Annotated in this window: 12 protein-coding genes; 10 read left to right on the top strand and 2 right to left on the bottom strand. The window is 61.4% G+C overall.

All coding sequences use genetic code 11. The annotated features are described in order from the left end of the window. The first annotated feature begins 9 nt into the window (after window positions 1–9). A complete protein-coding gene (locus OH720_RS28180; protein ID WP_020798765.1) occupies window positions 10–600 on the top strand; it encodes an LON peptidase substrate-binding domain-containing protein in 591 nt (196 codons plus the stop codon). A 9-nt stretch (window positions 601–609) separates the two neighbouring features. Here OH720_RS28180 and OH720_RS28175 read toward each other — a convergent pair whose 3' ends face one another. Both OH720_RS28175 and OH720_RS28170 read right to left on the bottom strand, forming a co-directional pair. Further along, the gene (locus OH720_RS28175; RefSeq protein ID WP_272603681.1) at window positions 610–1,926 is read right to left on the bottom strand and encodes a bifunctional DedA family/phosphatase PAP2 family protein; all 1,317 of its coding nucleotides are present in this window, start codon (window positions 1,924–1,926) and stop codon (window positions 610–612) included. A 136-nt stretch (window positions 1,927–2,062) separates the two neighbouring features. Further along, window positions 2,063–2,761, bottom strand: a complete 699-nt coding sequence (locus OH720_RS28170) for a DNA-3-methyladenine glycosylase (protein ID WP_272603680.1) — start codon at window positions 2,759–2,761, stop codon at window positions 2,063–2,065. 189 nt (window positions 2,762–2,950) lie between these two features. On the opposite strand from OH720_RS28170, the gene OH720_RS28165 reads away from it, so the two are divergent. The 9 genes from OH720_RS28165 to OH720_RS28125 all read left to right on the top strand — a co-directional run bounded on the left by OH720_RS28165 (window position 2,951) and on the right by OH720_RS28125 (window position 12,387). After that, window positions 2,951–4,222 (top strand): glutamate-5-semialdehyde dehydrogenase, encoded by a 1,272-nt coding sequence (locus OH720_RS28165; protein WP_272603679.1) that lies wholly within the window; start codon window positions 2,951–2,953, stop codon window positions 4,220–4,222. Further along, window positions 4,191–4,913: a nicotinate-nucleotide adenylyltransferase gene (gene nadD / locus OH720_RS28160; protein ID WP_442967240.1), complete on the top strand. Its 723-nt coding sequence runs from the start codon at window positions 4,191–4,193 to the stop codon at window positions 4,911–4,913. The genes OH720_RS28165 and nadD overlap by 32 nt, the downstream gene beginning before the upstream one ends. Before the next feature lie 73 nt (window positions 4,914–4,986). Continuing rightward, window positions 4,987–5,481, top strand: coding sequence for a ribosome silencing factor (gene rsfS / locus OH720_RS28155; RefSeq protein WP_008065972.1), 495 nt, complete (start codon window positions 4,987–4,989; stop codon window positions 5,479–5,481). Window positions 5,482–5,490: 9 nt separating this feature from the next. Further along, window positions 5,491–5,958 carry a 23S rRNA (pseudouridine(1915)-N(3))-methyltransferase RlmH gene (gene rlmH, locus OH720_RS28150; RefSeq protein ID WP_007937439.1) on the top strand — a complete coding sequence of 156 codons (468 nt, stop codon included), beginning with the start codon at window positions 5,491–5,493 and terminating at the stop codon, window positions 5,956–5,958. A gap of 10 nt (window positions 5,959–5,968) precedes the next feature. After that, on the top strand, window positions 5,969–7,864 hold the full coding sequence (gene mrdA, locus OH720_RS28145; protein ID WP_180204471.1) for a penicillin-binding protein 2: 1,896 nt from the start codon (window positions 5,969–5,971) through the stop codon (window positions 7,862–7,864). A 31-nt stretch (window positions 7,865–7,895) separates the two neighbouring features. Continuing rightward, window positions 7,896–8,999, top strand: coding sequence for a rod shape-determining protein RodA (rodA, locus tag OH720_RS28140; RefSeq protein WP_050562653.1), 1,104 nt, complete (start codon window positions 7,896–7,898; stop codon window positions 8,997–8,999). 17 nt (window positions 9,000–9,016) lie between these two features. Beyond that, window positions 9,017–10,027, top strand: coding sequence for a lytic murein transglycosylase B (mltB, locus tag OH720_RS28135; RefSeq protein ID WP_272603677.1), 1,011 nt, complete (start codon window positions 9,017–9,019; stop codon window positions 10,025–10,027). Further along, entirely contained in the window at window positions 10,027–11,034 is a 1,008-nt protein-coding gene (locus OH720_RS28130) for a septal ring lytic transglycosylase RlpA family protein (RefSeq protein ID WP_272603676.1), read from the top strand. Before mltB ends, OH720_RS28130 begins: the two co-directional genes overlap by 1 nt. A gap of 195 nt (window positions 11,035–11,229) precedes the next feature. Then, complete coding sequence (locus OH720_RS28125) at window positions 11,230–12,387, top strand: D-alanyl-D-alanine carboxypeptidase family protein (RefSeq protein WP_008065981.1); 1,158 nt, start codon at window positions 11,230–11,232, stop codon at window positions 12,385–12,387. Window positions 12,388–12,433 lie beyond the last annotated feature (46 nt).

Raw genomic sequence — 12,433 nt, 5'->3', positions numbered from 1 at the left:
AATATGTCTATGAGTCTGCCGCTTTTTCCGCTGAACACGGTGCTGTTTCCTGGTTGCATCCTCGACCTGCAGATCTTCGAGGCGCGTTACCTGGACATGATCGGTCGCTGCATGAAACAGGGCGGCGGCTTCGGCGTGGTGTGCATCCTTGAGGGGAGCGAAGTCGGTATCGCGCCGCAGGGGTTTGCCATGGTCGGTTGTGAAGCGCGTATCACCGATTTTCAGCAGCAGGACAATGGCCTGCTGGGGATTCGGGTAGAGGGCGGGCGACGGTTCAAAGTGCTGTCCACCGAAGTCCAGCGCGACCAGTTGATCCTTGCCGAGGTCGAATGGCTGGAAGACGAACCCGAGCAACCCCTGCAGGACGAAGACGCCGACCTGGTGGCCTTGCTCAAGGCCCTGGCCGAACACCCGATGGTCGAAGCGCTGAACATGGGCACTGAAGCGGCGGGGCAACAATCACTGGCCAATCAGTTGGCGTACCTTTTGCCCTTCGCCGAAGAGGACAAGATCGACCTGTTGCAACTCGATGATCCGCAGCAGCGCCTGGATGCGATTCAGGCGTTGCTCGATGAGTTGCAGGGTGAGTTGTTTGCCTGACACCGTTGGCTAATACGCGTACCGCAACATCGTATGCGGCAAATGCCTCAACACGAAGAACCCGAACAATGCCACCAGTGACGGCAGCACCAGCCACCAGACTTTTGGCGGCAGGGCGTTGAGCGAGGTCTGGCGCTGGCTGAGCCACAGGCTCGCCGCGCATACGCACGACGCCAGCATCGCGCCCGCCAGCACGTCGGTCGGCCAGTGTGCGCCGAGGTATACCCGCGACAGGGAAATCGCCAGCGCCGGCAGGCACGCCACCAACAGCCAGGTCAGGCGCATGCGCGGGGGTTGGCCGCGGCCGGCCAGTACGGCGAGGGTCAGGAAGAGCGCAAACGACCCGGAGGCGTGGCCACTGGGCATGCTGTAGCTGGTTAGCGGGTCGCTCAAGACCTCCGGGCGCACCCGGGCAAAGAAGTGTTTGGTCAGGGTGTTGCCCAAGGCGGTGCAGAGCAGGGTGCTGGTGGCGAAGATCAGCTGTCGCCATTGCCGCGTAATCAGCAGCAGCACCACCAGCAAGGCGCTGAAGATCAGCATGTTGCGGAATTCGCCGATGAGGGTGAAGACCACCGCCACTTCGTCGAGCATCGGGCTGCGGTGTTCCTGCACCAGGGTCATCACCCCCTGGTCGAGGGCATTGAGGTGCGGATAGCCGATAAACAGGCCCGCCAGGATCAGCAAGCTCATGCCGGCAATGAACACCGTGGCCTTGCGATGGCGGCGCAGGCTGCTGGTTGCGCTCAGTCCGATCATGAGCGCGATGCTGCCGGCAACGATGCCGGCCTCAGGCCAGAAGCCTTCGGGCAGTGGCAGGCGAATCGCCGCGCCCGTCGCCCAGCCCGGTAGCAGGTAAGCCACCGACCAACCCGCGCCAGCCAGCAGGCTCACGGCGAAGAATCGTGGGAATGGCATGTCGAACATCCCGGCGACCATCGGCAGCATGGGGCGCAAGGGGCCGATGAAGCGCCCGACCAGCAGGCTGGCGATGCCGTAGCGCTGGAAATACGCCTCGGCCCCTGCGATCCATTCCGGATGATGACGCAAGCCGGGCAGACGCCGGATGTTCTGATGGAAATGCCGGCCGAGGAAATACGAGACCACGTCGCCAAGCACGCCGGCGAGAAACCCCAGCAGCAGCGTTTCACTCAACGACAGTGCGCCGCTGCCGGCCAGTACCGCCACGGCGAACAGCAAGACCGTGCCAGGCACGATCAGGCCGGCAATCGCCAGGCATTCCACAAAGGCCACGATGAATACCGCTGCCGCCAGCCATTGCGGGTTGACCGTCAGCCAACCGGTCACGCTATCGAGCCATGGGCCCATAAAAACAACTCCATTGAATGTTCAAATGCCCCCTGTAGGAGCGAGCCTGCTCGCGATAGCGGTGTGTCAGTCACATTGAAGCGTGATGTGTCGCCGTCATCGCGAGCAGGCTCGCTCCCACAGGGATTTTCATTGTTCAGGACAGCACAAAATAATCGCGACCTTCGACCTGCCCCCGTCGCAGCGGGTTCCGCGTGCAATAAGCCGCGTAGGCCGCGTCGACGAAGCGGTACATCAGGTGTTCATCGCGCCCATGGGGAATGCCCAGGCGCGCGGCCTGGATGACATGGGCGGGCGTCTGGCCGACGTCTTCCACCAGCAACACCTCATGGTCGAAGCGCTTGGCATCCCAGACCGGAACCTTCAGGCCCAAGGACTTGCACAGCAGCGTTTGCCCCGCGCAAAGCTTTTGCGACGGGCGAGGGCGGCCCTGGGCGTCGGGATTGTTCAACAGCATCTGCGCCAGGCTCGAAGGTCCGCTCAGTTCATCGACCCAAGGGTAGGCGGACTTGATCAGCACCGCGTTACCCGGACCCTGGGCGCTGAAGTTCAGCGAGTCGCCACCGCGGGCGTAATACATATAGATGTGCCCGCCATCCAGAAACAAAGCCTTACGCTTTTCTGTATAGCCGAGTGAGGCGTGGCTGCCTTTTTCTGCGCAATAGTAGGCTTCTGTCTCGATGATCCGGGCGCTGAGCCATAGATCGCCGACCCGATGACGGATGACTTTGCCCAGCAAGTCCCGGGCGAGAATTTGCGCATCGCGGTCGAAAAACGTGTCTGGAAGGCCCTTGGGCAGGCTCGCGGAGGGAGCGTGAACAGGCAGGTTGGACATGATGGGCAGCGTTTATCAGGGCTGAGTGAGTCGTGATGATAACAATTTGCAGCTTAATCCCGGCTGAACATCGGCAAATTGACCTCGATTTCGACCATCCGCCCGTCACCGCTGTTAGTCGGCGGACGCGACAGCTATAATCTGCCGCTTTACTCTTTACCAAGACCTTATCAAAGACCACTCCAGACCATGACTGAGTCCGTTCTTGACTACATGACCCGCTTGGGTCGCGCTGCCCGCGAGGCTTCCCGCGTCATCGGCCGTGCCAGCACCGCGCAGAAAAACCGCGCGCTGCAAGCCGCTGCCAATGCGCTGGATGCAGCCCGCGGCGAATTGACTGCTGCCAATGAGCTGGACTTGGCGGCTGGCCGCGCCAATGGTCTGGAACCGGCCCTGCTCGAGCGCCTGGCGCTGACCCCGGCGCGTATCGACGGCATGATCGTGGGTCTGCGGCAGGTTGCGGCGTTGCCCGACCCGGTCGGTGCGATCCGCGACATGAGCTATCGTCCGTCGGGTATCCAGGTCGGCAAGATGCGCGTGCCACTGGGCGTGATCGGGATCATCTACGAATCGCGACCCAACGTGACCATTGACGCCGCCAGCCTGTGCCTGAAGTCCGGCAACGCCACCATCCTGCGCGGCGGCTCCGAAGCCATTCATTCCAATCGTGCCATCGCCGCCTGCATCCAGCGCGGCCTGGCCGAGGCCGACCTGCCAGCCGCGGTGGTGCAAGTGGTCGAAACCACCGATCGCGCTGCGGTCGGCGCACTGATCAGCATGCCTGAATACGTCGACGTCATCGTGCCCCGTGGTGGCCGTGGCCTGATCGAGCGCGTCAGTCGTGACGCCCGGGTGCCGGTGATCAAGCATCTGGACGGTATCTGCCACGTTTACGTGGGCGAGCACGCTGACCTGGCGAAAGCCCAGCGCATCGCGTTCAACGCCAAGACCTACCGTTATGGCATCTGCGGCGCGATGGAAACGTTGTTGGTCGATCAAATCGTTGCCAAAGATTTCCTGCCAGCGATGGCTGCCCAGTTCCGCGAAAAAGGCGTCGAGTTGCGCGGCTGCGAACGCACCCGGGCAATCATCGATGCCGTGCCGGCCACTGAAGAAGACTGGAGCACCGAGTACCTGGACGCCATTCTGTCGATCCGCGTGGTCGACGGGCTTGACCAGGCCATCGAGCACATCAACCATTACGGCTCCCATCACACCGATTCGATTGTCAGCGAACATCAGGGCGACACCCGGCGTTTCGTGGCTGAAGTCGACTCTTCGTCGGTGATGATCAACACCCCGACCTGCTTCGCCGATGGCTTCGAATACGGATTGGGTGCCGAGATCGGCATTTCTACTGATAAGCTGCACGCCCGCGGCCCGGTCGGCCTCGAAGGTCTGACCTGCGAGAAGTACGTGGTGGTCGGTGATGGCCAGTTGCGCGGACAGGAGCCGGTCTGACTTGGGCGACTTCGACCCGTCAGCCCCGGTAACCGCCAGCGCGCCTCGACCCAGACGCATCGGCGTTCTGGGCGGGACCTTCGATCCGGTGCACATCGGCCATTTGCGTGGTGCGCTGGAAGTCGCCGAAACCCTGGCGCTCGATGAGCTGCGCCTGACGCCAAATGCCAGGCCGCCCCATCGGGGTACGCCGCAGGTGTCGGCCAAGGACCGGCTGGCGATGGTCGAGTGCGCGGTCGCCGGAGTGGCGCCGTTGGTGGTGGACGCCCGCGAATTGCAGCGGGACAAACCGTCCTACACCATTGATACCCTGGAGTCGATGCGGGCCGAAATGGCCGCCGAGACCCAGGTTTTTCTGCTTTTGGGCTGGGACGCATTTTGCGGCCTGCCCACTTGGCACCGCTGGGAAGAGTTGCTCCAGCATTGCCATATCCTGGTGTTGCAACGCCCGGATGCCGACAGCGAACCGCCGGATGCCTTGCGCAACCTGCTGGCAGCGCGCTCGGTGAGCGACCCGCTGGCCCTCAAAGGGTCGAGCGGACAGATTGCATTCGTCTGGCAGACGCCGCTCGCGGTATCCGCCACCCAGATCCGTCAACTGCTGGCCAGCGGTAAGTCGGTACGTTTCCTGGTGCCCGACGCGGTCCTGGCCTACATCGATGCGCACGGACTCTACCGTGCGTCGAACTGAATAGGAGTGCCTCAAGGCACGTGGCAACAACGTGTATTGAAGCGCCCGAACATACGAGCAAAACGAGTTTTATATGACGAGCAACAACGAAAGCAAAGTAAAACGCAAAGGCACATTCAAGAGTGCCCCGCTGCCTGAGAAAGTCCTGGCTGCCGAGCCGCCTAAAGGCGACGAACTGGTCAAGATCGCCGTTGCGGCCCTGGAAGACGTCAAGGCCCAGGACGTGCTGGTCATCGACGTTCGCGACAAGCAGAGCATCACCGACTACATGATCATCGCCACCGGTACCTCCAACCGCCAGATCGGCGCGATGCTGGACAAGGTCCGCGAAGCGGTCAAGGCTCTGGGCATCAAGCCGTTGGGTGAAGAAGGCAAGGGCGACAGCGACTGGGTACTGTTGGACATGGACGACGTGATCGTTCACATGATGACCTCCAATGCCCGCCAGTTCTACGACCTGGAGCGCCTGTGGAAAGGTGCCGAGCAGAGCCGTGCCGCCGATGGCAAGCACCACAGCCCTGAAGTTGGTCACGAGCATTTCACCAAGCTCAACAAAGACCAGGAATAAGGAACGGCTGTGCGACTGCGACTGATCGCCGTCGGTTCACGCATGCCCAAGTGGGTGGAAGAAGGCTGGCATGAATATGCCAAGCGTCTTCCGTCCGAGCTGGCGCTGGAACTGGTGGAAATACCGCTCAATACCCGTGGCAAGAACGCCGACGTGGCGCGCTTCATCCGTCAGGAAGGCGAAGCCATGCTGGCCAAGGTCGGGCCCAACGAGCGCGTTGTCACCCTCGAAGTCCACGGCAAGCCCTGGAGCACCGAGCAGCTGGCGGTCGAACTCGATCGCTGGCGCCTGGATTCGCGCACGGTGAATTTCATGGTCGGCGGCCCCGAAGGGCTGGCGCCGGAAGTTTGCGCACGTGCCGATCAGCGTTGGTCGCTTTCACCGCTGACGTTGCCGCACCCGTTGGTGCGAATCCTCATCGGCGAGCAGCTGTATCGTGCCTGGACAGTGTTGTCCGGCCACCCTTACCACAAGTAGTTCTGCCCTCATGTCCCAACCGATCCGCATCAAGGACCACGAAAAAGACGCCCGTCTGGTGCGTGGCCGCGTCGTGTTCGGGGCTATTGCAGTGGTGCTGTTGATTGGTGTGCTGATCGCGCGCCTGTATTTCCTGCAGGTCATCCAGTACGAATACCACTCGACCCTGTCGGAAAACAACCGCGTCCATGTGCAGCCGATTCCGCCGACCCGCGGGTTGATTTTCGACCGCAACGGCGTGGTGATTGCCGACAACCGGCCCAGCTTCAGCCTGAGCATGACCCGCGAGCGCTCTGGCGACTGGCAGCAAGTACTCGATGTGATCGTCGAAGTGCTGGAGCTGACGCCCGAGGACCGGGTGATTTTCGAGAAGCGCATGCGCCAGGGGCGGCGGCCGTTCGAGCCGGTGCCGATCCTGTTTGAGCTGACCGAAGAGCAGATCGCCCGGATTGCCGTGAACCAGTTCCGGCTGCCCGGGGTGGAAGTGGTCGCGCAACTGGTCCGTCACTATCCGCAGGGGGCGCACTTCGCGCACTCGGTGGGTTACATGGGGCGGATCAACGAGAAAGAGCTGAAGTCGCTCGATCCGGTCAATTACAGCGGCACCCACCACATCGGCAAAACCGGCATCGAGCGTTTCTACGAGCCGGAATTGCATGGCCAGGTGGGTTACGAGGAAGTCGAGACCAACGCTCGGGGCCGTGTATTGCGGGTGCTCAAGCGTACCGAACCGATTTCCGGCAAGGACATCGTCCTGAGCCTGGACATCAAGTTGCAGGAAGCCGCCGAAGCTGCACTCGGTGGTCGTCGTGGCGCGGTGGTGGCGCTGGATCCGAAAACCGGCGAAGTGCTGGCGATGGTCAGCCAGCCGAGTTTCGACCCGAACCTTTTTGTCACCGGCATCAGCTTCAAGGCCTATTCCGAGCTGCGCGACTCCATCGACCGGCCGCTGTTCAACCGTGTCCTGCGTGGCCTGTACCCTCCGGGTTCGACCATCAAGCCGGCGGTAGCGATCGCCGGTCTGGATGCGGGCGTGGTGACCGCTTCATCCCGGGTGTTCGACCCGGGTTACTACATGCTGCCCAACTACGATCACAAATACCGTAACTGGAACCGTACCGGCGACGGCTTCGTCGACCTGGATACGGCGATCATGCGCTCCAACGATACCTACTTCTATGACTTGGCCCACAAGCTGGGGATCGATCGGTTGTCGGCGTACATGACCAAGTTCGGCATTGGCCAGAAGGTTTCCCTGGACATGTTCGAAGAGTCGCCGGGGTTGATGCCGACCCGGGAGTGGAAGCGTGCGACCCGCCGACAAGCGTGGTTCCCGGGTGAAACGCTGATTCTGGGGATCGGGCAGGGCTACATGCAGTCGACGCCATTGCAGCTGGCCCAGGCCACGGCACTGGTGGCCAACAAAGGCGTGTGGAACCGTCCGCACCTGGCCAAGACCATCGAAGGCCAGAAACCGGTGGATGAGAACCCGATGCCGGACATCGTCCTGCGCGATCCGTCGGACTGGACGCGGGTCAACCATGGCATGCAGCAGGTCATGCACGGCGCCCGAGGCACCGCGCGCAAGGCCTCGATCGGCGCGCAATACCGGATTGCCGGCAAGAGTGGTACGGCCCAGGTGGTGGCGATCAAGCAAGGCGAGAAGTACGACCGTTCCAAGGTCCAGGAGCGTCATCGCGACCACGCCCTGTTCGTTGGCTTCGCGCCGGCCGACGATCCGAAGATCGTGGTGTCGGTGATGGTGGAAAACGGTGAATCCGGCTCCGGCGTGGCCGCGCCGGTGGTGCGTCAAGTCATGGATGCCTGGCTGCTGGACCAGAACGGTCATCTCAAGGCCGAATACGCCAGCCCTACTACCGCAGAGGCTTCCGCCCGTGATGAATAACTTCGACCGCATGCTCTCCAGCGAGGATGTGATGCGCCGCCGTGCCACGCTGTTGCAGCGTCTGCACATCGATGGACCATTGCTGATCCTGTTGCTGACACTCGCCGCCGGCAGCCTGTTCGTGCTGTATTCGGCCAGCGGCAAAAGCTGGGACCTGCTGGCCAAGCAAGCTACTTCGTTCGGTATCGGTTTGGTATCGATGATCGTCATCGCCCAGTTCGAGCCGCGTTTCATGGCGCGCTGGGTGCCGCTGGGTTATGTGGTGGGGGTGCTGCTGCTGCTGGTGGTGGACATCATGGGGCATAACGCCATGGGTGCCACACGCTGGATCAACATTCCCGGGGTCATCCGCTTCCAGCCTTCGGAGTTCATGAAGATCCTCATGCCGGCGACCATCGCCTGGTACCTGTCCAAGCGCACGCTGCCGCCGCAGCTCAAACATGTGGGCGTCAGCCTGATGCTGATTGGCGTGCCGTTCATCCTGATCGTGCGCCAGCCCGACCTCGGCACGTCGCTGCTGATCCTGGCTGGCGGTGCTTTCGTATTGTTCATGGGTGGCCTGCGCTGGCGCTGGATTCTCAGTGTGCTGGCGGCCGCCGTGCCTGTGGCTATCGCCATGTGGTTCTTCATCATGCACGACTACCAGAAGCAGCGGATCCTGACCTTCCTCGACCCGGAAAGCGATCCGCTGGGTACCGGCTGGAACATCATCCAGTCCAAGGCCGCGATCGGTTCCGGCGGCGTGTTCGGCAAGGGCTGGTTGCTGGGCACCCAGTCACACCTGGATTTCCTGCCGGAAAGCCACACCGACTTCATTATCGCGGTGCTGGGAGAGGAGTTCGGCCTGGTGGGCATTTGCGCGCTGCTGCTGATCTACCTGCTGCTGATCGGTCGTGGTCTGGTGATTACCGCCCAGGCGCAGACATTGTTCGGCAAGTTGCTGGCGGGCGCCTTGACCATGACGTTTTTTGTGTATGTTTTCGTCAACATCGGTATGGTCAGCGGCCTGTTGCCGGTGGTGGGGGTGCCGTTGCCGTTCATTAGCTACGGAGGAACTTCGCTGGTGACGCTGCTGTCAGCGTTTGGGGTTTTGATGTCGATCCATACCCATCGCAAGTGGATCGCGCAGGTTTGAATAAGGTGAAGAGTTCAATGCAAGTAATGCGTGGCTGGGCGACTCGATATGCGCCATGGGTCGGCCTGGTAAGCATCCTTGGTACTGCGCAGCAAGCGGTGGCCGGCGATTACGAAGGCTCGCCCCAGGTGGCCGAGTTTGTCGGTGAGATGACCCGCGACTATGGTTTCGCCGGTGAGCAGCTGATGGGCGTGTTCCGCGAGGCGCAGCGCAAGCAATCGATCCTGGACGCCATTTCGAAACCCGCCGAGCGGGTCAAGCAGTGGAACGAATACCGGCCGATGTTCATCACCGATGCGCGAATTGCCCGTGGCGTCGACTTCTGGCGTCAGCATGAGGCCGTACTGGCCCGTGCCGAGCAGGAATACGGCGTGCCGGCGCAGGTGATTGTCTCGATTATCGGCGTTGAAACCTTTTTTGGCCGTAATACCGGTAATTTCCGGGTAATCGACGCCTTGTCGACCCTCGGTTTCGACTATCCTCCCCGTGCCGAATTTTTCCGCAAGGAATTGCGTGAGTTCCTGCTGCTGGCCCGGGAAGAGCAGGTCGACCCGCTGACCCTCAAGGGTTCCTACGCCGGTGCCATGGGTTTGCCGCAGTTCATGCCCAGCAGCTTTCGCGCCTATGCAGTGGACTTCGACGCTGACGGCCACATCAATATCTGGAACAACCCGGACGATGCCATCGGCAGCGTCGCCAGTTATTTCAAGCAACACGGCTGGGTCGCCGGCGAGCCGGTGGTCAGCCGCGCCGATGTGCGGGGCGAGCAGGTGGACGAAGGTTTGACCACCGGTATCGAGCCGACTAAAACCGTTGGAGAGTTGCGGGGCCTGGGCTGGTCAAGTCATGATGCGCTGCGCGATGATATGCCGGTTACCGCATTCCGCCTGGAAGGCGACAATGGTCCTGAATACTGGATGGGCCTGAAGAATTTCTACGCAATCACGCGTTATAACCGCAGCGTGATGTACGCCATGGCCGTACATCAACTGTCTGAACAGCTGGTCCAAGCACGGGGCGTCAAGTAATGCGGGCATTGCCTATGAATAAACCCCTGAAGCTGATGGCATTTGCTGCATTGGCAGTACTGCTTGCCAGTTGTTCGACCAGCCGCGCGCCAACGCAGAAGTCTTCCACCGCCGTGCGCTCGGCGCCGGGGCTGGACATCAACCGCGCCCACAAGGATGGCGCGCCATGGTGGGACGTTGATGTATCGCGCATCCCGGACGCCACGCCGACCCTGCACACCGGCCCGTACAAGGCCGCCCCTTACTCGGTGCTGGGCAAAACCTATTTTCCGTTGCAAGAGTCCAAGACCTACGTGCAGTCGGGTACTGCGTCCTGGTACGGCACCAAGTTCCATGGCCAGAACACCGCCAACGGTGAAGTTTACGACTTGTATGGAATGAGTGCTGCGCACAAGACCTTGCCGCTGCCGAGTTACGTCCGGGTGACCAACCTGGACAACAACAAGACTGTGATCCTGCGGGTCAATGACCGCGGTCCGTTCTATTCGGACCGGATCATCGACCTGTCATACGCGGCCGCCAAGAAGCTCGGCTACGCCGAAACCGGCACCGCGCGGGTCAAGGTCGAAGGCATCGATCCGCAGCAATGGTGGGCTGCCAAAGGCCGTCCGGCGCCATTGATGCTCAATGAGCCGAAAGTCGCGCAGAATAGCGCCCCGGTGATCACGGCCTCGGCCGGCACCGTCGAGCAATGGACGCCACCGCCGCAGCAACATGCCGCCCCGGTTGTCCCTGTGCAACTGGATACGAAAAAAAACGCTTCTGCACCAGCGTCTGGCCAGTATCTGCAGGTGGGCGCGTTCGCCAACCCGGACGCTGCCGAACTGCTGAGGTCCAAGCTCAGCGGGATGGTGAGCACTCCGGTGTTCATCAGCTCGATCGTGCGCAATCAACAGACACTGCATCGGGTGCGCCTGGGGCCGATCGGTTCGCCGGGTGAAATCCAGCAGGTGCAGAACAGTGTGCGACTGGCCAACCTCGGTTCGCCGAGCGTTGTTACTGAGTAAGCCACTGAGTAATACGTAGAACTTGATTGACGGTTCATCTGCGGTTTTGGGGGGTGGACCAGGTTGTTGGCTCTTTTAAGAACAAAAACCCGGCAAGGGTTACAGAGTGAGCAGCTGAACACGCGATGGCCCGTTAGAAGGCCGTCTGAATAGTTTTGCCTTCGGGCAGTTTCCATTAGCGATTTCGAGAGACGGATGAACATCACCACCTTTGCCAAACGCCTGTGCCTTTTAGTCCCGCTGCTCCTCTCGCCTGCCGCATTCGCGGTCGAGATGATGCCGTCGCCACCGCAACTGGCCGCCAAGGCCTACGTGCTCATGGACGCCAGCAGCGGCAACGTGCTGGTCGAGAACAATGGTGATCAGCGTCTGCCGCCAGCCAGCCTGACCAAGCTGATGACCGCGTACATCGCGACCCTCGAAATCCGTCGTGGCCAGATCGGTGAAAACGATCCGGTGACCGTCAGCGAAAACGCCTGGCGTACCGGCGGTTCGCGGATGTTCATCAAGGTCGGCTCGCAAGTGACCGTCAGCGACCTGCTGCACGGCATCATCATCCAGTCGGGTAACGACGCCAGCGTGGCACTGTCCGAACACATCGCCGGCAGCGAAGATGCGTTCGCCGACATGATGAACAAGACCGTGGCTGACCTGGGCATGACCAACAGCCACTTCATGAACCCGACCGGCCTGCCGAACCCGGAGCACTACTCGTCGGCTCACGACATGGCAGTGCTGGCCCGCGCGATCATCCACGAAGACCCTGCTCACTACGCGATCTACTCGCAGAAAGAGTTCTTCTGGAACGGCATCAAGCAACCGAACCGCAACCTGCTGCTGTGGCGCGACAAGACGGTCGATGGCCTGAAAACCGGTCACACCGACGAAGCCGGCTACTGCATGGTGTCTTCGGCCGTGCGTGACGGCATGCGCCTGATCGCCGTGGTGTTCGGCACCAACAGCGAAGTGGCTCGTGCCGCCGAGACCCAGAAACTGCTGACCTACGGTTTCCGTTTCTTCGAAACCCAGACTTTCTATCAGAAAGGTGCCGAGCTGGCCCAGGCGCCTGTCTGGAAAGGCTCCACCAATCAAGTCAAGGCCGGCCTGGCTGAAGACCTGACCATGACCCTGCCAAAAGGCCAGCTGAAAAAGCTCGCTGCCAGCATGACCATGAACCCGCAACTGGTTGCGCCAATCGCCAAGGGCGACGTGATCGGTAAAGTCGAAGTCAAACTGGAAGACAAGGTGGTGCACAGCGCCGACCTGATCGCTCTGGATGGCGTCGAAGAGGGTGGTATCTTCCGTCGCATGTGGGATAGCATCCGTCTATTCTTCTACGGCTTGTTCAACTGATAGTGTGCTCCTGCAAGGCCTCGTGCTGATCCGGCGCGGGGCCTTG

The sequence above is a fragment of the Pseudomonas sp. WJP1 genome (assembly GCF_028471945.1).
GTDB lineage: Bacteria > Pseudomonadota > Gammaproteobacteria > Pseudomonadales > Pseudomonadaceae > Aquipseudomonas.
The sequence above is the reverse complement of the archived record's forward strand: the minus strand, read 5'-3'. Positions and strand labels throughout refer to the sequence as shown.

Excerpts from the sequence above, each read along its gene's own strand:
- OH720_RS28180 (WP_020798765.1), top strand. The coding sequence starts at position 10 with ATGAGTCTGCCGCTTTTTCCGCTGAACACGGTGCTGTTTCCTGGTTGC.
- OH720_RS28175 (WP_272603681.1), bottom strand. The coding sequence starts at position 1,926 with ATGGGCCCATGGCTCGATAGCGTGACCGGTTGGCTGACGGTCAACCCG.
- OH720_RS28170 (WP_272603680.1), bottom strand. The coding sequence starts at position 2,761 with ATGTCCAACCTGCCTGTTCACGCTCCCTCCGCGAGCCTGCCCAAGGGC.
- OH720_RS28165 (WP_272603679.1), top strand. The coding sequence starts at position 2,951 with ATGACTGAGTCCGTTCTTGACTACATGACCCGCTTGGGTCGCGCTGCC.
- nadD (WP_442967240.1), top strand. The coding sequence starts at position 4,191 with ATGGCCAGTTGCGCGGACAGGAGCCGGTCTGACTTGGGCGACTTCGAC.
- rsfS (WP_008065972.1), top strand. The coding sequence starts at position 4,987 with ATGACGAGCAACAACGAAAGCAAAGTAAAACGCAAAGGCACATTCAAG.
- mrdA (WP_180204471.1), top strand. The coding sequence starts at position 5,969 with ATGTCCCAACCGATCCGCATCAAGGACCACGAAAAAGACGCCCGTCTG.
- rodA (WP_050562653.1), top strand. The coding sequence starts at position 7,896 with ATGCGCCGCCGTGCCACGCTGTTGCAGCGTCTGCACATCGATGGACCA.
- mltB (WP_272603677.1), top strand. The coding sequence starts at position 9,017 with ATGCAAGTAATGCGTGGCTGGGCGACTCGATATGCGCCATGGGTCGGC.
- OH720_RS28130 (WP_272603676.1), top strand. The coding sequence starts at position 10,027 with ATGCGGGCATTGCCTATGAATAAACCCCTGAAGCTGATGGCATTTGCT.
- OH720_RS28125 (WP_008065981.1), top strand. The coding sequence starts at position 11,230 with ATGAACATCACCACCTTTGCCAAACGCCTGTGCCTTTTAGTCCCGCTG.